General features: G+C 62.3%; 19 protein-coding genes and 1 pseudogene. 9 read left to right on the top strand and 11 right to left on the bottom strand.

The genetic code is table 11. From position 1 onward, the window contains the following. Positions 1 to 36: 36 nt before the first annotated feature. The gene (locus tag V8G57_RS20355; protein ID WP_342830919.1) at positions 37 to 909 is read right to left on the bottom strand and encodes a LysR family transcriptional regulator; all 873 of its coding nucleotides are present in this window, start codon (positions 907 to 909) and stop codon (positions 37 to 39) included. A 91-nt stretch (positions 910 to 1000) separates the two neighbouring features. Here V8G57_RS20355 and V8G57_RS20350 point away from each other — a divergent pair, with 91 nt between their 5' ends. The 3 genes from V8G57_RS20350 to V8G57_RS20340 all read left to right on the top strand — a co-directional run bounded on the left by V8G57_RS20350 (position 1001) and on the right by V8G57_RS20340 (position 2503). After that, a complete protein-coding gene (locus V8G57_RS20350) occupies positions 1001 to 1786 on the top strand; it encodes an SDR family NAD(P)-dependent oxidoreductase (protein ID WP_342830917.1) in 786 nt (261 codons plus the stop codon). Positions 1787 to 1817: 31 nt separating this feature from the next. Further along, positions 1818 to 2201, top strand: a complete 384-nt coding sequence (locus V8G57_RS20345; RefSeq protein ID WP_342830915.1) for a VOC family protein — start codon at positions 1818 to 1820, stop codon at positions 2199 to 2201. A 164-nt stretch (positions 2202 to 2365) separates the two neighbouring features. After that, the gene (locus tag V8G57_RS20340) at positions 2366 to 2503 is read left to right on the top strand and encodes a hypothetical protein (protein WP_342830914.1); all 138 of its coding nucleotides are present in this window, start codon (positions 2366 to 2368) and stop codon (positions 2501 to 2503) included. 155 nt (positions 2504 to 2658) lie between these two features. Here the strand turns inward: V8G57_RS20340 and V8G57_RS20335 are convergent, their stop codons facing one another. The 3 genes and pseudogenes from V8G57_RS20335 to V8G57_RS20325 all read right to left on the bottom strand — a co-directional run bounded on the left by V8G57_RS20335 (position 2659) and on the right by V8G57_RS20325 (position 4157). Next, entirely contained in the window at positions 2659 to 2940 is a 282-nt protein-coding gene (locus tag V8G57_RS20335; protein ID WP_342830912.1) for a helix-turn-helix domain-containing protein, read from the bottom strand. Continuing rightward, positions 2937 to 3274 (bottom strand): annotated as a pseudogene (locus V8G57_RS20330) (type II toxin-antitoxin system RelE/ParE family toxin). Before V8G57_RS20330 ends, V8G57_RS20335 begins: the two are co-directional and overlap by 4 nt. A gap of 100 nt (positions 3275 to 3374) precedes the next feature. Continuing rightward, on the bottom strand, positions 3375 to 4157 hold the full coding sequence (locus V8G57_RS20325) for an IclR family transcriptional regulator domain-containing protein (RefSeq protein WP_342830911.1): 783 nt from the start codon (positions 4155 to 4157) through the stop codon (positions 3375 to 3377). 131 nt (positions 4158 to 4288) lie between these two features. On the opposite strand from V8G57_RS20325, the gene V8G57_RS20320 reads away from it, so the two are divergent. From V8G57_RS20320 to shiA, 6 genes are all read left to right on the top strand, one after another. Further along, entirely contained in the window at positions 4289 to 5188 is a 900-nt protein-coding gene (locus V8G57_RS20320) for a 4-hydroxyphenylpyruvate dioxygenase (protein ID WP_342830910.1), read from the top strand. After that, on the top strand, positions 5181 to 6029 hold the full coding sequence (locus tag V8G57_RS20315) for a shikimate dehydrogenase family protein (RefSeq protein ID WP_342830909.1): 849 nt from the start codon (positions 5181 to 5183) through the stop codon (positions 6027 to 6029). The genes V8G57_RS20320 and V8G57_RS20315 overlap by 8 nt, the downstream gene beginning before the upstream one ends. Next, entirely contained in the window at positions 6026 to 6913 is an 888-nt protein-coding gene (locus V8G57_RS20310; RefSeq protein ID WP_342830908.1) for a sugar phosphate isomerase/epimerase family protein, read from the top strand. Before V8G57_RS20315 ends, V8G57_RS20310 begins: the two co-directional genes overlap by 4 nt. A gap of 289 nt (positions 6914 to 7202) precedes the next feature. Continuing rightward, entirely contained in the window at positions 7203 to 8324 is a 1122-nt protein-coding gene (locus tag V8G57_RS20305; protein ID WP_342830907.1) for a porin, read from the top strand. A 79-nt stretch (positions 8325 to 8403) separates the two neighbouring features. Further along, positions 8404 to 9756, top strand: coding sequence for an MFS transporter (locus V8G57_RS20300; protein ID WP_342830906.1), 1353 nt, complete (start codon positions 8404 to 8406; stop codon positions 9754 to 9756). Positions 9757 to 9777: 21 nt separating this feature from the next. Beyond that, positions 9778 to 11154, top strand: coding sequence for a shikimate transporter (gene shiA, locus V8G57_RS20295; protein ID WP_342830905.1), 1377 nt, complete (start codon positions 9778 to 9780; stop codon positions 11152 to 11154). 62 nt (positions 11155 to 11216) lie between these two features. On the opposite strand, the gene V8G57_RS20290 is transcribed toward shiA, so the two are convergent. The 7 genes from V8G57_RS20290 to V8G57_RS20260 all read right to left on the bottom strand — a co-directional run bounded on the left by V8G57_RS20290 (position 11217) and on the right by V8G57_RS20260 (position 21155). Continuing rightward, positions 11217 to 12578, bottom strand: coding sequence for a HAMP domain-containing sensor histidine kinase (locus tag V8G57_RS20290; RefSeq protein WP_342830904.1), 1362 nt, complete (start codon positions 12576 to 12578; stop codon positions 11217 to 11219). Further along, on the bottom strand, positions 12571 to 13251 hold the full coding sequence (locus tag V8G57_RS20285) for a winged helix-turn-helix domain-containing protein (RefSeq protein WP_342830903.1): 681 nt from the start codon (positions 13249 to 13251) through the stop codon (positions 12571 to 12573). The genes V8G57_RS20290 and V8G57_RS20285 overlap by 8 nt, the downstream gene beginning before the upstream one ends. A gap of 78 nt (positions 13252 to 13329) precedes the next feature. Further along, on the bottom strand, positions 13330 to 14802 hold the full coding sequence (locus V8G57_RS20280; RefSeq protein WP_342830902.1) for an efflux transporter outer membrane subunit: 1473 nt from the start codon (positions 14800 to 14802) through the stop codon (positions 13330 to 13332). Position 14803: 1 nt separating this feature from the next. Then, positions 14804 to 17959, bottom strand: coding sequence for an efflux RND transporter permease subunit (locus V8G57_RS20275; RefSeq protein WP_342830901.1), 3156 nt, complete (start codon positions 17957 to 17959; stop codon positions 14804 to 14806). 13 nt (positions 17960 to 17972) lie between these two features. Then, a complete protein-coding gene (locus V8G57_RS20270) occupies positions 17973 to 19205 on the bottom strand; it encodes an efflux RND transporter periplasmic adaptor subunit (RefSeq protein WP_342830900.1) in 1233 nt (410 codons plus the stop codon). Between the two features lie 195 nt (positions 19206 to 19400). Next, entirely contained in the window at positions 19401 to 19727 is a 327-nt protein-coding gene (locus V8G57_RS20265; RefSeq protein ID WP_342830899.1) for a CzcE family metal-binding protein, read from the bottom strand. Between the two features lie 321 nt (positions 19728 to 20048). After that, on the bottom strand, positions 20049 to 21155 hold the full coding sequence (locus V8G57_RS20260; protein ID WP_342830898.1) for a DNA alkylation repair protein: 1107 nt from the start codon (positions 21153 to 21155) through the stop codon (positions 20049 to 20051). Between the last annotated feature and the right edge of the window lie 96 nt (positions 21156 to 21251).

The raw sequence follows: 21251 nt of genomic DNA, 5'->3' as shown, positions 1-21251 counted from the left end.
GTATTTACACAGTCCGGGCCATTTTATCCATTGTCGTTACCAATTTTGCGCGGTATCGATCAACTGCTGGCAGCAAAGGTCAACTCGTTCAACAGTGCCGCCTCCCTTGCCGCGTGCAAGATAAAGTGAAAATTGCGGTGCACGTTTCGGCAGCGGCAGCTCTATCAGCTGGCCGGCAAGAAGCTGCGGGCGGCATAAACATTCCGGCAGGACGGCCAGGCCAATGCCTGCCGCTGCCGCCTCTAGCGCCATTTGATAGTCAGGTACGACGGCAGATGGTAGCCCGGCATTGCCGCCGAACACCTCGCGCCAAAAATTCGCCAATGGCGGTACTGGCCCCTGCAAGTCGATCAGGGGTAGGCCTTTCGGTGCAGCCGACCTGGGCAGGCGGTCGTGAAAAGTCGGAGCACATACCATTTGCAGACGTCCTTCATGCAACAGTTCATAGTAGACACCTTTGTGCGGTATGCGCGCCAGCGTGACAGCCATGTCGAGTTCGCGGTCGGCAAGCGCTGTCACCAAGGCCGGTGGCGGCATCGTGCGTAGATCAAGTCGAATGGCGTAGCGCGGCAGCATGCTCAATGCGGATAGCAACAGCCTGGAAAAACCGCTGGTCGCACCTACATGGACGACGCCGGCAAGGGCGTCGCGCTGGCCTGCGCCGCTGCCAATGATGGCCTCAAGCGCGTCCAGATGCTGTCCGGCCTGCCGCTCCAGTTCGATGGCGGCCGGCGTCGGCGCTAATCCACGCGGAAGACGGGTGAACAGCTGAGATTGCAGGCGCGCTTCCAATATCTTGATGTGGCGCGATACCGCAGGCTGGGTCAACTGCAGGGCGAGCGCGGCGCGCGAGATCGAATTGTGCCGATAGACGCTGATGAAGCTACGCAGATGAAGTAGGTAAGACATCTTATTTTTGATGGGTTGACCAATAATTGATGATTTGATTTTAGTCTAATCAGTTTGTAATCTGGCGTAAATCATTCAATCGAGACCTGCCATGACCGAACCAGACAACCTTGTTCCAACCTACCCCGACCTACGCGGCAAGGTGGCCCTTGTTACAGGTGGTTCGCGCGGGATCGGTGCTGCCGCTTGCCTGGCACTAGCCCGCTGCGGCGTACGGGTCGCTGTCAACGGCCGCGGCCGCGATGCCGTCGACGCTACCGTGGCCGCAATCCGTTCACATGGCGGCGAAGCTCTCGCGGCGATAGCCGACTGCGCCGATCTGGCTTCCGTCGAACGCATGCGGGTCGCCATAGAGGCCGACTTCGGTGCGCCCGAGCTGCTGCTGGCATTTGCCGGCGGCGGCAGCGGACGCCCCGTCGCATTGGCCGACATCACCGAACAGGATTGGCGCTCAAGCATCGACAACAACCTGACCTCAACATTCTTCACGCTCAAGTCTTTCCTGCCAGCGATGATAGCGCGCGGCGGCGGCAGCATCGTCACCATGGCTTCGGCGGGTGGAAGAGTCGCGTCGGGAGCACCGGCCGGCTATGGGGCAGCCAAGGCGGGTGTAATCATGCTGACACGTCACGCCGCTAACGAGGTAGGGCGGCATGGTGTACGTGTGAACTGCATTTCACCTTCGGCTGTACTGACCGAACGTACCGCTCAGCGCATGCCGTTCGAACAACAGCAACGCATGCTGGAGGCATTTCCGCTGGGCCGGCTCGGTCAACCCGACGACATTGCGTCGGCTGCACTATTTTTGCTGTCAGCGGCTGCGTCATGGATCACTGGCATCACGTTGGATGTCGCGGGTGGCCGCGTCATGACGTGAACGATTCTGTCAGCGCATTGAAAGGAACATCATGGTAACCCTCGATCACATCATCCTGCGGGTACGCGATCCGGCTGGGTCAGCTCATTTTTATCAAGAAGTGCTCGGCTTCCGCCACCAAGGACGCGAGGGTCCGTTCGAACTCGTGCGGGTGAACGAAAGCTTCACGCTCGACCTGATGGGCGAGACGCCGCGCGATCCAGTGCACTTGGCTTTTTGTCTTGACCGCGCCAGCTTCGAGGCGGTGCACCGCCATCTTGTTGAACGATCGATAGCGTTTGGCAGCAGCCCATTCGACCGCAAAGGCGGGCCGTTGGCGAAGTCTCAGGGTGCGCGCGGCATGGCCGACGCCTGGTATTTCTACGACCCGGATGGGCACAATCTCGAAGTGCGCAGCTATGAGCCGAGGTACTGATGAGTTGACGTTCAAGGCTCGCACAAGTGTTCCCAGATCGAGACCCAAATAAAATATAAGGTTGTCGTTTTAAACGGACCTACCTCTGGAGTGCCCCTCGGGCTGGACCAAGGCCATGGGATGACGTGATACGCTTGTCGAGCCTTCTTAGGAGGAGCGACACCATGTCAGCAAGAGGACCTTATCAGCGGCATGGCTCGCAATTTAAAATCCAGCTGTGCACGGATATTCGCATTGGCAAACTCGGGCGCCGCGAGGCCCTCAAGATCTATAACTTGTCAGCCAAGCTCGTGCAGATGTGACTGGCACAGTTATATGGTCCTCCTATGGGTGCACATCCGATGTTCCGCAAAAAAGTGTTGGCACCAACACACGAAAAGGACGATTGCCCCGGTATTTTGAATCGAAAACACCGTCAAATGCGAGCACGGGTGATTTGAAACGCGAGGCATTACGGCTAAGCTGCTTCCAGCAGGCGCATTTCGATGTGCATGCCAGCGGCAGCGGCCATGTTAACCAGGGCATCCAGGCCGAACAGGTTGATTTTGCCGCGCATGAGGTCAGAGATGCGCGGTTGTGTGACGCCGAACAATTTGGCGGCTTGCAACTGACTCAGGCCGGTACGCTCAAGGTGTGCTTTCAGTGCCATCATCAAGCTCGAACGCAGCTTCATGTTTTCGGCTTCTTCGGGAGTGTCTTCGATAGCGTCCCAGACGCTGGCGTATTGTTTCTTACTCATTTTCCTAATTCCTTCATGAGGTCGCGGTAACGGTTCTCGGCCAACTCCAGATCCGGCTTGCCGGTCTTCTGGGGCTTCTTCTGGAAGCAATGAAGCACGTAGATCGCATCGGCGAATTCGCTACATGGACGACACGAAACGCGCGGCTCGCATCTCGAATTCGGATTTCTCTGACGCCTTGCCCAATCGTTGGCATCGGCTTCCAGTCGTCTGGCTCATGGCCTTGTTGCACCTGATCGAGCTGGTGTCCTGCCTCACGTCGCGCCGATATGGGAAAGGTGCGAAGGTCATCAAGGGAACTGCCTCGAAATTCAACCGGTTTGGGATCAGTCAATGAGTTGAATATACAAAATTTTGTATTAATTGTCAAATTTGTTTGATCGTCGACTGGAATGCAGGTCTGGCTTGAGCGGCTGAGCAAAAGCCGGACGCGATCAAACCCACATCATCAAGGTATTGGCGGTAGCCTGCAGCGCCGGCAGGCAGCGCGCCGTCGCTTCGGCCTTTGAGCAGGCCGAGATCAACATCGACACGCTCAAGGCGCCGATCAGGGCGCCGCGGCGGCTCTTGATCGGCACCGAGATGCCGCGCAGCCCGATTTCATACTGGTTTTCGGTGACGCCGAAACCGTCTTCGCGGATTGCAATCAGTTCCTGGAACAGCTGTTCCTTGTCCATTACAGTCAGGTGGGTGTAGGCGATCAGTTCGATGCGGTCCAGGTAGGCCCGCAAGTCGACGTCCGGCAAGGCCGACAGCAGCACCCGGCCGGCAGTCGAAGTGTAGGCCGGCAAGCGGGTGCCAGGCTCGAAGCCGGTGGTCAGCAGGCGCGGCGCATTGACACGGCTGACGTAGACCACGTCGTCGCCTTCCAGCACCGAATAATTGGTCGATTCCTGCAGCTGCAAGGTAAGCCGCTGCAGGAATGGCACGATGGCGCGCGGCAGCCGCGCCGAGTCGAGGTAGGAACGCCCCAGGTTGAGCACCTTGGGCGTGAGCCAGAAACTGCGGCCGTCGGTTGCCGCCAGGCCGATATGCACCAGCGTCAGCAGGTAGCGGCGTGCGGCGCTGCGGCTCAGCGCGACTTTTTCCGCCAGCTCGCTTGCCGTCAGGCGCACCGTGTCGTCGTTGAAGGCGGTGATCACATCGATGCCTTTGATCAAGCCATCGATCAGGTCGCGCTTGGCGACCTCTATTTCCACCAATTCCGGTTTCTTCATGCCAAATAACTCCAAAAATGCGCGCCAATCGCTCCATCTGCGCGATTAGTGCAGTATTACACGTTTTTGAGGCTGTTTTTCTCGAAATGGCCTTTCTATACTTGGCCTGACCATTTCAGCCAAGGATCAGCATGACTGCGCAAGAACACAATCCGGAACCGAATAATCCGCTCGGCATAGACGGCATCGAATTCATCGAATATGCCAGCGCCCAGCCGCTGGCGCTGGGCGCTTTGCTGGAGCAGATGGGATTTGTGCCGACCGCCCGCCATCGCTCGCGTGAAGTGACCTTGTACCGCCAGGGCAGGATGAACGTGATCGTCAACGCCGATCCATCCTCGTTGCCGCAGGCCGGCGGTGAACCGCAAGCGACCGTCATCAGCGCGATTGCACTGCGGGTGCGCGACGCTGACGCTGCCTACCGCCACGCGATCGAGATGGGCGCGTGGGCGATCCAGACGCGGGCCGGCGTGATGGAGCTGAATATTCCCGGCGTGCATGGCGTCGGCGATTCGATCCTGTATTTTGTCGACCGCTTTCGCGATTTTTCCATCTACGACGTCGACTTCAAGCCGATCCTGAACGCGCCGGCCAATCCGCCGGCGCTCGCCGGCATGCATTTCTTTGGCGTGGTGCAAACCATAGGCCGCGACCGCGCGCCGGAATGGATCGATTTTTACCAGCAGCTGATGGACTTCCGGCCGCTGCCGCAAGGCCGCTATTTCGGCGTCCTGCCGAAAGGCGTCTTGCTGGAAAGCCCTTGCCACAGTTTTTACCTGCAGCTGGTGGAGCCGCCCGAAGGCGCCGCCGGCCTGCAATGGGATGAACAGCTGGTACGGGTCGGCCTGGGCGCGCCGGACGTGCTGGACGCGGTGCGGCAGCTCAAGCAGAGAGGCATCGTGTTCATCGACCGCGAGCCGGCGCAGGCGAGCGAAAAGGGCGCATTGACGCAGCTCTATAAAAGCGGGATCAGTTTTGAACTGGTAGTCAGCCGCCAAGATGCCAGCCGCCAGGAGCCGCAGCATGCTTGAGATTTCCGGCAGCACCCGGATTTTTCCGGTAATCGGCTGGCCGGTCGAGCAGGTCAAGGCGCCGGCCCTGTTCAACGCCTATTTCAAGCGGCACGGCATCGATGCCCGCGTGATTCCGCTCAAGATCGCGCCGTCAGGCTATCTCGCCGCGGTGCGCATGCTGATGGCGGCAGAGAATGTGGGCGGCATCCTGGTGTCGATCCCGCATAAGCCGATGAGCGTTGCCGCGGTAGACCGGCCGACGCCGCGCGCGGTGCTGGCCGGCGCTTGCAACGCCATCTATAGAAGCCAGGATGGACAGACCCTGGTCGGCGACCTGATCGACGGCGAAGGTTTCATCCGCGCTTTCGACCGCACTTGCGCCGGTGCGCCGTTCGACTGGCCGCGTGCCAGGGCGCTGGTGGTCGGCAGCGGCGGCGTCGGCTGCGCGGTGGCGGCGGCGCTGGCGGCGCGCGGGATCGGCCATGTCGCCATTTATGACACGCGGCGCGAGCAGGCCGAAGCGTTGCAGCGGCGCCTGCAGGACATGTTTGCAGAGACGGAAGTGGTGATCGGCACGCCGTCTGCCGCCGGCTACCAGCTGGTGGTCAATTCGACGCCGCTTGGCATGAGCCCGGACGATCCGTTGCCGCTCGACCTGGAAGGGATTGCACCGTCCTGCATCGTCGCCGATTGCGGCATGAAGATAGAAATGACCCGGCTGCTGGCAGAGGCGCAACGGCGCGGCTGCCGCATCCAGAAAGGGCGCGAGATGATGATAGAGCAGGCGCCTCTATACCTGGAGCTGTTCGGCTGGCCGGGCGTGTCCTCGGATGCGTTCCGGGTCTTGGAGGCGATATGAACCTGAGCAATTTCGGCATGGACAGCATCACCCTGGCCGGGCCGCTGGAATCGAAACTGAGCGCCTCCAAGGCGGCGGGATTTTCGCAGATCATGCTGTGGGCCAAGGACCTGGCCGGCCATCCCGGCGGCCTGGAGCAGGCGGTACGCCTGGTCAAGGCGAGCGGGATCCGCGTCACGGGAATCCAGGTCATGCGCGATTTTGAAGGTTTGTCAGGCGCCTTGCATGAATACAAGCTGGACATCGCCAAGAACATGCTGCAAGTGTGCCAGGCAGTCGGCGCGCCGCTGCTGATGGTGTGTTCCAGCACTTCCAGCCACGCCAGCGGCGAACTGCCGTTGATCGCGCGCCACTTGGCCAAGCTGGCGACGCTGGCGGTGCCGCTCGGCGTGCGGGTCGGTTACGAAGCGCTGTCCTGGGGCCGCCATGTCAACCAGTATGCGCAGTCGTGGGAAGCGGTGGAACTGGCCGACCACGCCAACCTGGGCGTGGTGCTCGACTCCTTCCACATGCTCGCCAACCAGGCCGACCTCGACGGACTGCAAGATATTCCGAGCGACAAGATCGCGCTGGTGCAGCTGTCCGATTTCATGTGGCGCGACATCCGCAGTGCGGAAGAACGGCTGGAAACGGCGCGGCACCTGCGGGTGTTTCCGGGCGAAGGGGCGCATTCGAAAGAGTTGTCCGATCTGTTGCGGCGGCTGGACCGGGGCGGTTATCGGGGCGACTACAGTTTCGAAGTGTTCAATGACGATTACCTGCAGCTTTCGCCCGACATCGTAGCCCGCCGCGCCCATCGCGCCGCCAAGTGGGTGACCGACCAGGTCTTGCGGCGCAGCCTGCAGGTGCGCCAGCCGACAGCGGGACACCCGACCATGGCTTAACCGCCGGCCCAACATAAAACAAACGCTGCAAACAATAAAAACAACGCAGCTTCAGCAAGGAGACAGCATGACCCGACACCCAACATCCGTCCCGGCGCCGAACGGCCCGCACCCGTATCCGCCGGATAGCCGCCCACCCGCGGCATACGGCGCGTACTTCCGCATTTCGCTTGCCTTGGATGCCGCCGCTGCGCGCCGGCATCCATGCTATAGCGAATAGTTGTCCCGAAGGCCGTCAGGCCAGCAGTTCCATGCAATAAATCATAAAAACAAACCAAACGGAGATGTCATGAAGAAGAAATTCGTCGCTGCCTGCAGCCTCGCCGGCTGCGCGGCGCTGGCGCAGGCAGAACCCAGCGTCACCCTGTATGGCGACCTGGACCAGTACCTCGGCTACATCCACAGCAGCAGCGGCAACAGCGTCACCGGCCTCAACGACGGCGCCATCTTGCGCAGCCGGCTCGGCTTGCGCGGCATGGAAGAACTGGGCGGAGGCTACCAGACCAGGTTCACGCTGGAGCAGGGACTGAACGCCAACACCGGCGGCGCGGCGGATTCCAGCCGGCTGTTCGACCGCCAGGCATGGATCGGCATGAATACGCCGGCGGGCGAGTTCCGCATCGGGCGCCAGAACAGCATCGTATTCTTCATCGGCGGCGCCATCGACTATACCGAGCGCACTACCTACGGCTCGGTCATCAACACCTTTGGCGTGCCGTCGCGCTACGACAACGACCTCTCGTACAAATCGCCGCGCATGGCCGGTTTCCAGTTCGATGCGCATTACGCGCTGACTGAAACCGCAGGCGAAAGCCTGGGAGCACGCGGCGTGTACCAGCTCGGGCTTGACTACAGCATGGGGCCGTACCGCATCGGTTACGCCGGACTGTGGGCCAAGCCGGCGGCGCGCGCGCAGTTTTCGGAGAAAGTGGTTTACCACAACCTGTACGCCAATTACGACTACGGCAAGGGCAAGCTGTATCTCGCCTATGTACGCAGCAACAACGTCACAAGCAATGCCAATGGCAATACCGCCGCAGCCATCCTGAATAATGTCAGCATTCCAGGCAATGCCTTTGCCGGCGCCAATGCGGATGTGCAGCGCATGTATGACATTTACCAGGTTTCGGCGGACTATCGCCTCAGTCCCCAATGGCGGATCGGCGCCTTGTATGGCGTGATGCAGGATACTTCGCACCGGGATTCGGGCGCGCAGGGCGGCAACCTTGGGACTTACTACGATTTATCCAAAAGGACCACGCTGTATGGTTTCGCCAGCTACATGAAGAACGATGCGAATGCCGGCTTCCGTTTTAGCGGCTCAGCCGGTCCCACTGCCAACCTGGCCGGCGCCGACATCAACGGCAAGAACCTGGTCGGCTTGCAAGCCGGCATCCTGCACCGGTTTTAAACGCACCGTTTCACCATTATCATGGAGAGAATCCGTTCTCTCCGTGCAAAAAACACACCTATAGATCACCGAGGACGTCATGTCTACATCTACAGCAACGCAACAGATCACGGCGGCCGCCGCTGCCGCCGCAACACCGCAGCCGGCCGGCCGTTCGCCGCGCAAGGCGGCGCTGGCCAGCTGGATCGGCAGTGCGGTCGAATATTACGATTTTTTCATCTACGGCACTGCTGCGGCGCTGGTGTTCGGCAAGATTTTTTTCCCGTCGTTCGATCCGGTAGCCGGCACCGTGGCAGCGTTCGCCACCTTCGGCGTCGGTTATGTAACGCGGCCGATAGGGGCAGTGCTGCTGGGCCATATCGGCGACAGGTACGGGCGCAAGAAGGTGCTCACCTTCACCTTGCTGCTGATGGGGGTCTCCACCTTCATGGTCGGCCTGCTGCCGACCTACGCCCAGGTCGGCATCAGCGCGCCGGTCATGCTGGTGCTGCTGCGCATGCTGCAAGGCGTGTCGGCGGCAGGAGAGCAGGCCGGCGCCAATTCGATGACGCTGGAGCATGCGCCGCCGCACCGGCGCGCCTTTTTCACCAGCTTCACCTTGAGCGGAACCCAGGCCGGCCTGATCCTGGCGACCTTGGTGTTCCTGCCGATTTCGGCGCTGCCGGAAGAGCAGCTATTGTCCTGGGGCTGGCGCATTCCTTTTTTCCTGAGCGCGATCGTGGTGCTGGTGGGCATCTGGGTGCGCCGCACCTTGCCCGAGACGCCGGCCTTCGAACAGGAAAAGTCGCAGCAGCAAACCAGGTTGCCGCTGGCGGTGCTGCTGCGTGAGCACAAGAAGAGCCTGGCGCGGGTCATCTTCGCCGCCCAGATTTCGGTGGTGAGCACCATCTTCAGCGTGTTTACGCTGTCATATGCAGTCAATACCGTGCATATCGCGCGGGCTACCATGCTGACCGTGCTGATCCTGGCAAATGTCGTGGCGCTGGCTGCGATCCCGGCATTCGCGGCGCTGTCGGACCGCATCGGCCGCAAACCGGTATTCATCTTCGGCGCGCTGGGTTGCGCCTGCCTGATCTGGCCGTACTTGTGGTGCATCAGCCAGGCTGATATTCCGCTCATCTTCGTGTTCGGCCTGCTGCTGTCCGGCGTTGTGTATAGTGCGGCGAACGGCGTCTGGCCATCGTTGTACGGCGAAATGTTCGATACCCGGGTGCGCCTGTCCGGCATGGCGATCGGCACCCAGATCGGCTTTGCCCTGGGCGGTTTTGCTCCCACCATCAGCGCCGCGATCCTGAAACCGGGGGCGGACGGCTGGATGCCGGTTGCGGTATTCGTCAGCGCCACCGCGGTGATCGCTGCCATCGCCGCGGCCACCGCGCGCGAGACTTACCGCACGCCGATGCAAGAACTGGGCAAAGCGCAGGCGGCCTGAATCGATCCTACGGAGACAGCAATGAAGACAAAAACATCTGCAACCGAACATGTTGCGGCCAACCGCCGGGCCCGCAAGGCAGCGTTCGGCAGTTTCGTCGGCGCGGTGGTCGACTGGTATGATTTCCTCCTCTATGGAATCACCGCTGCGCTGGTATTCAACACCCAGTTCTTTCCGAATGTCAGCCCGACGGTAGGCACGCTGGCGGCCTTCGCCACCTTCGGCGTGGGTTTCCTGTTCCGGCCGCTGGGCGGCATCGTGTTCGGCCATTTCGGCGACCGGCTTGGCCGCAAGCGCATGCTGGTGATCACCGTCATGATGATGGGTGTTTCAACCGCGCTGATCGGATTGCTGCCGACCTTCGCCAGCATCGGCTGGTACGCGCCGCTGGCGCTGGTCCTGCTGCGCGCCTTGCAAGGTTTTGCGGTCGGCGGCGAATGGGGCGGGGCGGCGCTGATGGCTGTGGAAAGCGCGCCGGAGGGGAAAAAGGCTTTCTACAGCAGCGGCGTGCAGGTCGGCTACGGCGTCGGCCTGGTGCTGGCAACCGGCATCGTGTCGATTCTCACCCACACGCTGAGCAACGATGCTTTCATGTCGTGGGGCTGGCGGGTTCCTTTCCTGGTCAGCATCGTGCTGGTGCTGGTCGCGGCCTGGATACGCTCGACCATGGAAGAGTCCCGGGAATTTGTCGAAAAGGTCGGCCGCGAGCATAAAGAGAAGATCCCGCTGCTGGCGGCGCTGCGCAACCATCCCGAGAGTTTCCTGCTGATCATTGCGCTGCGCATGGCGGAGATGTTCACGATGTACATCGTCACTGCTTTTGCCTTGGCTTATTCAACTAAAAACCTTGGCATGTCGCGCGACTTGTTCCTGAACATCAGCCTGCTGGTAGGCGCGGTGAGCTGTGTGACGATTCCGGCTTTCGCGATGCTGGCCGACCGGGTAGGGCTGAAGCGTGTCTATGTCACCGGTGCGGTGGTCGGACTGCTGTCCGCGGTGCCGTTTTTCCTCGCCATGGAAGCCCGTTCGGTGGCCTGGATCGTGATCTTCTCGGTACTGCTGGCGAATATTGCGCACGACATGGTGGTCAGCGTGCAGCAGCCCCTGTTCACCCAGTTTTTCGGAGCGGAATACCGGTATAGCGGAGCCGGCGTCGGTTATCAGTTCGCCAGCGTGGTGTGCGGCGGGTTTACGCCGTTCATCGCCACCGCCTTGCTTGGCGTCGACGGCACGTGGCATGCCGTGGCAGCCTACCTGGCTGGCGGCTGCCTGCTATCGGTGATCGTTTCCGCGCGCATGAAAATGGACAAGGGCCGATCCGGACCGGCGGCCTTGCCGTCCGGTGCGCATGCCATCTTGAGTTCCACCCGGCGGATCTCGCCGACCAGGAACAGGTAGCAAAAGATCGCCGCTGGCGCGTTGGCCGCCAAGAACAGCAGGGCGGCGCTGAGCAGCGTATTTTAAGTTGGCTGGAAAGCAAGCGTCGCTGTCAGGCCGGGATGGTTGTCGCTTAATGTCAGGGTGCCGCCTTGCAGCTTGGCGACGGCAGCCACCAAGCTCAATCCCAGGCCTGCGCCCGGTGTGCCGCGGCTGGCGTCGCTGCGGTAGAAGCGCTCCAGCACCTTGGGTTTTTCTTCATCGGAAATGCCGGGACCGTCGTCCGATACGGCGATCAGGATGCCGCCGTCCGGGGCCCGGCCGGTTGCGACGGTTATTTTGCCGTTGCGCTGCGCATACTTGAGCGCATTGTCGACAAGGTTGGCAATCGCCTGCGCAATCAGCAGCGGGTCGCCGGCCAGCACCAGCGGCCCGGACGACGCAAAGGACAGCGTGCGTCCATGGAGTTCCGCCAGCGGCTGGTAGAACTCGGCCACTTCGCTTGCCACGCTGGCGACATCCACTTCGACGAAGCCGGAATGGCGCGCGCCGCTATCGATTTCCGCCAGCCGCAGCAAAGCGTTGAAGATATCGATGACACGGTCGACGTCGGCGATGGCGCCGTCGATCTCATCGAAGGTCTGTGCCGGAGCGGGCCGGGTCAGCGCCAGTTCTTCCAGGCGCGAACGCAGTTCCGCCAATGGCGTGCGCAGGTCATGCGCAATCGCATTCGAGACGTTGCGGACGCCGCCGATCAATTGCTCGATCTGGTCCAGCATGCGGTTTTCCGTCTCGACCAGGGTGTTGAGTTCGTTTTCGCCGCCATAGGCCGGCAGCCGGTGTGAAAAATTTCCTTGCATGATGGCTGCGGCCGCCTGGTTGATGTCGCCCACCTTGGCCAATAGCGTACGGCGCACCAGCAAGCCGCCCGCCACGCCAAGCAGGAGCACGATGCCGGTTGCGCATATCAGGCCGTACAGGAAAAGGTTTTCCAGCTTGCGATATTTTGCGACGTCGTTGGCCACCAGCAGGTGGTAGCCGCCCGGCAGCGTCTTGTGCAGCAGCACCACGCGCGTCGGCTGGCCGTCGACGTCGATCGACAGCGTGTACTTGCCGGAGCCGGCCGGGACTTCGCGCGGCCACGCCGGCAAGTTGCCGGCCAGCCTGGCCAGCGAAGCGTCGGCAAACAGCACCAGGTCTTCGGCGCCGGCGGCTTGCGTGCCGACCTGGACCTCGATCGCAGATGTCAGGGCGGCCACGCCTTGCCGGTTGAAGACATTGACCAGCCTGCGCGCATCGGCTTGCAGGATCCTGACCCGGCCTTCTTCTATCGTTTCGCGCCAGGTATACCAGAGCGGCGTAGCGAACAGCGCCAGCACCACCAGGCTCACCGCGACAAAGCTGAGCGCAGCCGAACGCGCCGAAAAGTGCAAGGAGTTAATCATCGGCAGTCAGCATGTAGCCGGCGTTGCGGACCGTCCGCAGCAGCTGCCGCTCCATGCCGGCGTCGATTTTCTGGCGCAGCTTGCTGACGTGGACGTCGACCACGTTGGTCTGCGGATCGAAATGATAGTCCCATATGTTTTCCAGCAGCATCGTGCGCGTCACTACCTGGTTGGCATGGCGCATCAGGTATTCGAGCAGCTTGAATTCGCGCGGCTGCAGCGCCACCGGCTTGCCTGCGCGCGTCACCTTGTGCGACAGCAGGTCCATGTGCAGGTCGCCGACGGCCAGGGTGGTCTCGGAGCGCGCGTCCTGCGAGCGGCGCAGCAGGGCGTCCAGGCGCGCCAGCAGCTCGCCGAAGGCGAACGGCTTGACCAGGTAGTCGTCGCCGCCGCTCTTCAAGCCCTTGATCCGGTCGTCGACGCCGGACAAGGCGCTCAGGATCAGGATAGGAGTCTTGTTGCCGGTCTTGCGCAAGGTTTCGACGATGGCGAGGCCGTCTATGCCGCCCGGCAGCATGCGGTCCATGATGATGGCGTCATAAGGTTCGCTGGCGGCGAGGAACATGCCGTCGCGGCCATTGTCGGCATGGTCGGCGGTGTGTCCGGATTCGCTCAATCCCTTCTTCAGGAACAGGGCGACGCGCTCGTTGTCTTCGACAATCAAAAGTTTCATGGCATATCCGGCTTAACAGTCTGAAAAAATGCTTGAACAGCATGGTGGAATACTAATGCCGGAACAGCGCCAGCACAATCATCCCGCTTGGGCGATCGGGCTGGCGGCCGGCCGGGCCACATCGCCGCTGTGCTGCAGCCAGCCGCCGCCGAGCGCGCGGTACAGGTCAACCAGGCTGGTCAGGCGGTTCAGGCGCGCCGTGATCAGGGCCTGCTGCGCCGCATAGAGGTCGGTTTGCGCGGTCAGTACGTCGAGGTAGCTGTTGCTGCCGTTGGCGTACAGCATGCTGGCCAGCTCAAAGCGGCGTTGCTGGGCGTCGGCATAACGTTGCTGCGCCGCCAGCTGGTCGTCGTAAGTGCCGCGCGCCGCCAGTCCGTCGGATACCTCGCGAAAAGCAAGCTGGACGGTTTTTTCATATTGCGCGATGCCGATATCTTTCTGGATCAGCGCCACATCGAGGTTGGCCTGGTTGGCGCCGGCGTTGAAAATCGGCAGGGTCAGCGACGGGATGAAAGACCAGGCGCTGGATCCTGCGGCAAACAGGCCGCCCAGGGTCGCGCTGGCCGAGCCGAGCGAACCGGTCAATGAGATGCGCGGGAAAAACGCAGCGCGGGCAGCGCCGATGTCGGCGTTCTCCGAACGCAGCACGGCTTCGGCTTGCAGGATGTCCGGACGCCGCTGCAGCAGGTCCGACGGCAGGCCGGCAGGGATGTCGGCCAGGACCGGCTGCCGGCCCAGCTTGACCGCCGGCGGCAGGTCGCGCGGCAGCGGCTGTCCGACCAGCAGCACCAGGGCGTTTTCGGCTTGCGCACGCAAGCGGACCCGGGCTGAATAATTGACCTGGGCCTGTTCGACAGCGGTTTGCGACAGGCGCAAATCCAGCTCTGATGCGGTGCCGGTATCAAACTGCAGTTTGACGATCTTGTATGCCGCCTGGGCGGTCTGTAGCGTACCCTTGGTCAGCGCCAGCTGCTCGTCGTAGGCCAGCGTGGCCAGATACTGGTCAGCGGTTTGCGACACCAGCAGGATCTCCGCCGCCTGGCGGGCATGGGCGCTGGCCAGGTATTGTTCCAGCGCGGCGTCCGACAGGCTGCGCAAGCGGCCGAAGAAATCGATTTCCCATGCGGCGGACAGGCCTGCCGAATAATCATGGGAGACGGCGGCATTGTGGCTCGATGCGATGCTGGCAGGCGTGCGCGAATCCGAGAGGCCCGCATTGCCGTTGACCTGCGGGAACAGCGACGCACGCTCGATCCGGTACTGGGCCTGGACTTTTTCAACGTTCAGCACGGCGACGCGCAGGTCGCGGTTGTTTTGCAACGCCAGTTCGACCAGCCGCTGCAGGCGCGGATCGGAGAGGAAATCGCGCCAGCCGATGTCGGCGGCCGGCAGGGCGGTGCCGCCAGCCTTGCCGGCTGGAGCCTGGTAAGCCGCGCCGGCCGGGTAGCCGGTGGCAACCGGCATGGCCGGCCGGTGGTACACCGGCTGCAGCGAACAGCCGGCGGCCAAGGCCAGCAGCATTGCACCGGCGGCGTATTTGAACGGTGCCATGTCAGTACTCCCCGGTTTGCGGTTCGGCCGGCAGCAACGGCGGTGCGGCTGCCGGTTTCTTGCGGCCAAGCTTGTTGGCGACCACGATGTAGAACATCGGAATCATGAAGGTGGCGACGAAGGTTGCAGCCAGGGTGCCGCCGATGACGCCGGTGCCGATGGCGTTCTGGCTGGCCGATCCGGCGCCGCTGGCCAGCGCCAGCGGCAGCACGCCCAGCACGAACGCCATGGAGGTCATGACGATCGGCCGCATCCGCATGTGTGCCGCTTCGATGGCCGCTTGCAGCGCGGTGCGGCCGTGGGCCTGCAATTCACGGGCAAATTCGACGATCAGGATCGCATTCTTGGCCGACAGGCCGATGGTGGTCAGCAAGCCGACCTGGAAGTACACGTCGTTTGACAAACCCATCAGCGAGGTGGCGCCAAGCGCGCCGAGAATGCCGAGCGGCACCACCATGATGACCGACAGCGGAATCGACCAGCTTTCATACAGCGCGGCCAGGCTGAGGAACACCACCAGGATCGACAAGCCGTACAGCAAGGGCGCCTGCGAACTGGACTGCGCTTGCTGCAGCGAGGTCCCGGTCCACTCGTAGCCGATGCCCGGCGGCAGCTGCTTGACCAGTTTTTCCATGGCGATCATGGCCTGCCCGGAGCTCTGGCCCGGCGCCGCCTGGCCCTGGATCTCCATGGCTTCGACGCCGTTATAGCGCTGCAGCTGCGGCGGGCCATAGGTCCATTCATAGCTGCCGAAGGCGGAGAACGGCACCATGGCGCCGCCGCCGCCGCGCACGAACAGGCGCTGCATGTCGTCGGGATTCATGCGGTAAGGAGCGTCGGCCTGCACGTATACTTTCTTGATGCGGTTATCGGTATCGAGGAAGTTGTTGACGTAGCGCGAGCCCCAGGCGATCGAAAAGGTCTGGTCGATGTCGGCCGCGCTGACGCCGAGGGCGGCGGCTTTCTCGCGATCGATATTGACCTTGAAGGTCGGGTTGTCCGCCTCTCCGGTGAAGCGCACTTGCGCCAGCGCCGGATCTTTCCTGGTCATCTCCAGCAGCTGGTCGCGCGCCTTGGCCAGGGCTTCGTGGCCGAGGCCGCCGCGGTCTTCCAGTTCGAAGTCGAAACCGGCGGCGCTGCCCAGGCCGCGGATCGGCGGCGGGCTGACGGCGAAGATATCGGCTTCCTTGCTGGCGGCAAAATGCTTGCCGATGCGGTCAGACAGCGCCTTGGCGCTCAGCTCGGGCCGGTTGCGCTGGCTCCAGTCCTTGAGGCGGACGAACAGCTGCCCCTGGTTCTGGCCGCGGCCGGCGTTGTTGTTGCCGTTGACGATGAAGGTGGCGTCGACCATCGCTGCTTCGCTTTTCAGGAGGTAGTCGCTGACTTCATCCAGCACCAGGCCGGTGCGCGCCTGCGTCGTGCCCGGAGCGGTCTGCACCTGGACGAAGATAAAACCCTGGTCTTCGTTCGGCAGGAACGAGGTCGGCAGGCGCACGAACATCACGCCGACGGCGACCAGCACCGCCGCGTAGATCAGCAGCCAGCGGCCGGAGCGGGCGGCAACGTGGCGCACGCCGTGCACATACTTGTCGCGGCCCTTGTCGAAGTTGCGGTTGAACCAGCCGAACAGGCCTTTTTTCTCGCCATGGCCTGCGCTGGGCGGTTTCAGCAGGGTGGCGCAGAGCGCCGGCGTGAGCGACAGCGCAACGAATACCGACAGCAGCATCGATGCCACGATGGTGAGCGAAAACTGACGGTAGATGCCGCCTACCGTGCCGCTGGAGAACGCCACCGGAACGAACACGGCGCACAGCACCAGGGCGACGCCGATCAAGGCGCTGCTGATTTGTCCCATGGCTTTGCGGGTAGCCTCAAGCGGCGGCAAGCCGTCTTCGTGCATCACGCGCTCGACGTTTTCCACCACCACGATGGCGTCGTCCACCAGCAAGCCGATCGCCAGCACCAGGCCGAACATCGACAAGGTATTGATTGTGAAGCCCAGCGCTGACATGACGCCGAAAGTGCCCAGCAGCACCACCGGCACCGTGATCGAAGGAATCAGCGTGGCGCGCAGGTTCTGCAGGAACAGGTACATCACCAGGAACACCAGCACGATGCCTTCCAGCAGCGTCTTCACGACTTCCTCGATCGATATCTTGACGAAAGGCGTGACGTCGTTCGGATAGACCACTTTCAGTCCGTGCGGAAAATACGGTTCCAGCTCCTTGATGCGGGCCCGTATCGCGGCCGCCGTGACCAGCGCGTTGCCGCCCGGCGCCAGCTGGATGCCCATGCCGGAAGCAGCCTGGCCGTTGTACTTGTTGTCGATATTGAAGCTTTCCGCTCCCAGGTTGATGCGTGCAACGTCGCGCAGGCGTACTTGCGATCCGTCCGGCAGCACCTTGAGCAGGATGGCGCCGAAATCCGCCGGCGTGCGCAGCAGCGTCGATTCGGTAATCGTCGCGCTCAGCTGCTGGTCCTTGACGGCCGGCGTGGCGCCGAGCTGGCCGCCGGATATCTGCACGTTCTGGGCCTGTAGTGCGGCGCTGACGTCGAGCGGCGTGAGCGCATAGCTGTTCAGCTTGGCCGGATCAATCCAGATCCGCATCGCATATTGGGTGCCGAACACGTTCATGTTGCCGACGCCGTTGATGCGGCTGATCGGATCCTGCACATTCGACACCACGTAGTTGGCGATGTCGAACTTGTTCATGCTGTTGTCCGCCGATACAAAGCCGATCACCATCAGGAAGGCGTTGGTCGACTTGGTGACCTTGACGCCGGACTGCTGCACCTGCGCCGGCAGCAGCGGCACCGCCAGCTGCAGCTTGTTTTGCACCTGCACCTGCGCGATGTCCGGATTGGTGCCGCTGGCGAACGTCAGCGAGGTGGTCGACTGGCCAGTGTCGTCGCTGGTCGACGACATGTAGAGCAGGTTGTCGATGCCGTTCATCTGCTGCTCGATCACCTGCACCACGGTGTTCTGCACGGTGGTCGCCGAAGCGCCAGGGTAGGTAGTGCTGATCTGGACCGTAGGCGGCGCTACCGGGGGAAACTGTTCTATGGGCAGCGAGAATATCGCTATTCCTCCGGCCAGCATGATCAGGATGGCGAGCACGATCGCAAAGATCGGCCGTTCTATGAAAAATTTTGCCATTGCCGGTTCTTCCTTATTTGCTTGCAACAATGGCTGGCGCGGGGCTGTGCGGTCCTGCCGGGGCGCCGGGCGCCGGGACAGGCGCCGGCGGCGGCTGGACCGGATTGGGCGCTTCCGATGCATCGACCAGCATCCCGGCCTGTACTTTCTGGCCGCCGCTGACAATCACCTTGTCGCCTTCATTCAGGCCGGCGGTAACCACCCAGCTGCCGCCGGCCATGTCCTGGGCCTGGAGCGTGCGCTGCACCACCTTGCGGTCAGGCCCGACCACGAATGCGGTGGCTTGTCCTTGCGGGTTATGGCTGACGCCGGAAACCGGCACCAGGAACGCCTGGTTGTTCACCCCTTGCTCGATGCGGGCATGGACAAACATGCCAGGCAGCAGGACATACTTGGGATTCGGGAAAATCGCGCGCACGGTAACCGAACCGGTGCTGGGATCGACCGTGACGCCGTTGAACTGCAGCGTGCCGGCCAGCGGATACTGGCTGCCGTCCTCCAGCGTCAGCGTTACCTTGGCCTGGCCGGCGCCGTTCAGCTTGACCTGCCCGCTGGCGACATCGCGCCGCAACTGCAAGCCGGCGATGCTGGGCTGGTTAAGGTCGACATAGATCGGATCGATCTGCTGCACCGTGGTCAGCAGCGTGGCTGCGCTGGCCTGCACGTACGCGCCTTGGGTTACCTGAGACACGCTGCTGCGCCCGGTAATCGGCGACGCCACGCTGGTATATCCCAGGTTGATGCCGGCGCTGGCTACCGCGGCCCTGGCGGCGGCGACATCGGCGGCGGCCTGGCCTTGCGCCGCAACCGCATTGTCGTAGGCTTGCTTGCTGACGGCGTTGCCGCCGATCAGAACCTTGTAGCGCTCAGCCTGCGAACTGGCTGCGGCCAGGTTCGCTTCGGCTTTTTGGCGGGCTGCCAGCACACTGTCCAAGGCGGCGCGGTACGGCGCCGGATCGATCTGGTACAGGGCCTGGTTCGCTTTGACGTCGGCGCCTTCCTGGAAACTGCGCTTTTGCACGATGCCGTCGACACGGGCGCGCACCTGCGCTACCAGGTAGGCAGAGGTGCGGCCGGGGAGTTCGGTGCTGACCGGCACGCTGGTGCGGCGGGCCGTGATGACGCTGACCTGCGGCGCCGCCGGTGCCGGCGCCGCCTGCTTGGCGGGACCGCAAGCGGCCAGCGACAGCAGGGCCAGCGAGGCTGCGAGGTTAGCGCCACATCGGTGTGTTTTATACGGATACATAGGTCCAACCCCATTTGTCGGTTGCCGAAACGGTTGGTTCGGCGCAATTCGCGTCAGTTTCGATGTCAGTTTCGATAACGCGCGCCACGATTGAATAAGAAAAACAGCCGGGGCTGGATGAGGAGCGGAGGGCAGGCTGTGTCTGGACTGCAGCGCTGCCTCTTATCCGCGATGAAATGCCGCGATCAGGGTGTTTTAGCCGTTGTAGAGCGGGTTGGGCGCGACATAGACTTTGACCATGTGGTCAAGCAAGCCCGAAGGCGCCACGCTGTTCAGGTTGAACGCCCTGGCCGAGCCGTCGAACGTCCAGCCGAACGTGCTGCCTCCGACGTTGAATTCAACCGCCTGGCCGCCTTGCACATTGATGTACTTGGTGTCGGGGGTAATCGTGATGGTGCGGCTGACGGCGGTTGCCGACGCGGTTTCGCCCAGCAGGCTGTGATTGTCGGCGGCCATGGAAGAAGCGGCCGAGAACGACAGTGCCAAGGCAACGAGGGCTGGAATGAGTAATTTCGAGTTCATGGTGTGCTCCAATAAAAAGAAGGAATGGTGTCGCCCGCAGTTTTGTGAAGAGCGGCAACGACACTTTGCACGACCAGGGGTTAAGCCCGGATTGGCGGTTCATTAACGATATTTAATGTTGGAGGATGCAACACGGCAAGGCGCACTCTGTAGGGCGTAATAGCGGAGCGTATTACGCCGCATGTGATGTGCTCCTGAGGGCAGCGATGCCAAATGAAGCGGGGCAAATGGCAATCAGAGAATGCTGCATGACACCGGTCAAACATACGGCGTAATACGCTTCGCTATTACGCCCTACCTGGCACGTCTTGCCGCGTTGATTTATTCGGTGTCGCGGCGCAATTCAAAGAATCCGCGCGCCATGGATTGGCCGTTCACCAGAATTTCTACCTCGTGCCGTCCCGGATAATGGATGCGGGTAGTGAAATCGCGGATGCTCTGGCTGCGCTCGATGGATACCCGCTGGGCGCCTGCCAGCGTCAGCTCCTTGAGCTTGAACACCTTGGCCGTGGTGGCCCCCGATTTTTTCACGTAGTGCATCTTGTAATCGATCACCAGGCGCTGGCTCTGCGCTGACCTGGATACCAGGTCGAACGACAGGGTCACGCGTTCGCCCAACGCCAGCTGGCGCGGCGTCACCGTGAATTTGCTGATGTTTACTTCGGGCGCGCCGCCGGCGCCGATCACCGCCAGTGCGCGCGGGTTGCCGGCCTTGATCAGCGAGCGCAGCGCGTGCCTGGCGATCCAGGCCGTCTGCGGGTTGTCGAGCGGCCAGGCCGCGAGCCGGTCCAGCACCCATTCCGGATGGGATTTAGTGATGTCGTTGAGGTGGTTGGCCACCGATTTGCGGACATACAGGCTGGGGTCGGCGCGCAAATTCTCGAGGATCGGCGCCGCCAGGGACGGATCGGCGAGGATGGCGTCGAGCCGGAACGACCAGGGCAGGCGCGGGCGGCAGCCTTCGCTGGCAAGCCGGCGCACGGCGTCGCTATCGTCGCGCGACCAGGATTCCATGATGGCCAGCGCCCGCGCGGTGTCGAGGCGCAGGAATTCGCGCACGGCAAATTCGGACGAACCGAAACCGGTGAAATACTTCAGCGCATCCATCGACCAGTCGAAGTCGTGCTGCCCGTGCTGGCCGACATAGTCGGGCAAGACCAGGGTCGCGAAACCATGGTCGATGCGCGGCGCCAGCGCGCGCAGGATTTTCACCGCCTGGCGATAATTCTCGGGCAAGGTGGCATGCAATGCTTCCGTCATGCGGCGCAGGCGCTGCATCAGGCTCAGCTGGTCGAGCCCGGCGAACGCCAGCTTGAGGAAACGCTTGGCGTCGAATGCAGGATAGATTGCAGCCACTTCAAGCGCCACGCTGCGGAAGCGGGCCTTGTCGAAGATCTCTTTCAGGGCGGCGTTCTCGGTAGTCGTCATTCATGTCTTTCTTGCCGGATGCGGGCATGTAAAACATGAAGCTTAACGGTTTCTGCTGCCAGTTTCCGTCAGGAGCGCAAGCGGGCCGCCGCCGCG

The sequence above is a fragment of the Collimonas rhizosphaerae genome (genome assembly GCF_038896935.1).
Taxonomy (GTDB): Bacteria; Pseudomonadota; Gammaproteobacteria; order Burkholderiales; family Burkholderiaceae_D; genus Collimonas; species Collimonas rhizosphaerae.
This window is presented reverse-complemented; position numbering and strand designations above follow the sequence as displayed.

Coding starts and splice junctions, on each gene's coding strand:
- V8G57_RS20355 (WP_342830919.1), bottom strand. CDS start 909: ATGTCTTACCTACTTCATCTGCGTAGCTTCATCAGCGTCTATCGGCAC.
- V8G57_RS20350 (WP_342830917.1), top strand. CDS start 1,001: ATGACCGAACCAGACAACCTTGTTCCAACCTACCCCGACCTACGCGGC.
- V8G57_RS20345 (WP_342830915.1), top strand. CDS start 1,818: ATGGTAACCCTCGATCACATCATCCTGCGGGTACGCGATCCGGCTGGG.
- V8G57_RS20340 (WP_342830914.1), top strand. CDS start 2,366: ATGTCAGCAAGAGGACCTTATCAGCGGCATGGCTCGCAATTTAAAATC.
- V8G57_RS20335 (WP_342830912.1), bottom strand. CDS start 2,940: ATGAGTAAGAAACAATACGCCAGCGTCTGGGACGCTATCGAAGACACT.
- V8G57_RS20325 (WP_342830911.1), bottom strand. CDS start 4,157: ATGAAGAAACCGGAATTGGTGGAAATAGAGGTCGCCAAGCGCGACCTG.
- V8G57_RS20320 (WP_342830910.1), top strand. CDS start 4,289: ATGACTGCGCAAGAACACAATCCGGAACCGAATAATCCGCTCGGCATA.
- V8G57_RS20315 (WP_342830909.1), top strand. CDS start 5,181: ATGCTTGAGATTTCCGGCAGCACCCGGATTTTTCCGGTAATCGGCTGG.
- V8G57_RS20310 (WP_342830908.1), top strand. CDS start 6,026: ATGAACCTGAGCAATTTCGGCATGGACAGCATCACCCTGGCCGGGCCG.
- V8G57_RS20305 (WP_342830907.1), top strand. CDS start 7,203: ATGAAGAAGAAATTCGTCGCTGCCTGCAGCCTCGCCGGCTGCGCGGCG.
- V8G57_RS20300 (WP_342830906.1), top strand. CDS start 8,404: ATGTCTACATCTACAGCAACGCAACAGATCACGGCGGCCGCCGCTGCC.
- shiA (WP_342830905.1), top strand. CDS start 9,778: ATGAAGACAAAAACATCTGCAACCGAACATGTTGCGGCCAACCGCCGG.
- V8G57_RS20290 (WP_342830904.1), bottom strand. CDS start 12,578: ATGATTAACTCCTTGCACTTTTCGGCGCGTTCGGCTGCGCTCAGCTTT.
- V8G57_RS20285 (WP_342830903.1), bottom strand. CDS start 13,251: ATGAAACTTTTGATTGTCGAAGACAACGAGCGCGTCGCCCTGTTCCTG.
- V8G57_RS20280 (WP_342830902.1), bottom strand. CDS start 14,802: ATGGCACCGTTCAAATACGCCGCCGGTGCAATGCTGCTGGCCTTGGCC.
- V8G57_RS20275 (WP_342830901.1), bottom strand. CDS start 17,959: ATGGCAAAATTTTTCATAGAACGGCCGATCTTTGCGATCGTGCTCGCC.
- V8G57_RS20270 (WP_342830900.1), bottom strand. CDS start 19,205: ATGTATCCGTATAAAACACACCGATGTGGCGCTAACCTCGCAGCCTCG.
- V8G57_RS20265 (WP_342830899.1), bottom strand. CDS start 19,727: ATGAACTCGAAATTACTCATTCCAGCCCTCGTTGCCTTGGCACTGTCG.
- V8G57_RS20260 (WP_342830898.1), bottom strand. CDS start 21,155: ATGACGACTACCGAGAACGCCGCCCTGAAAGAGATCTTCGACAAGGCC.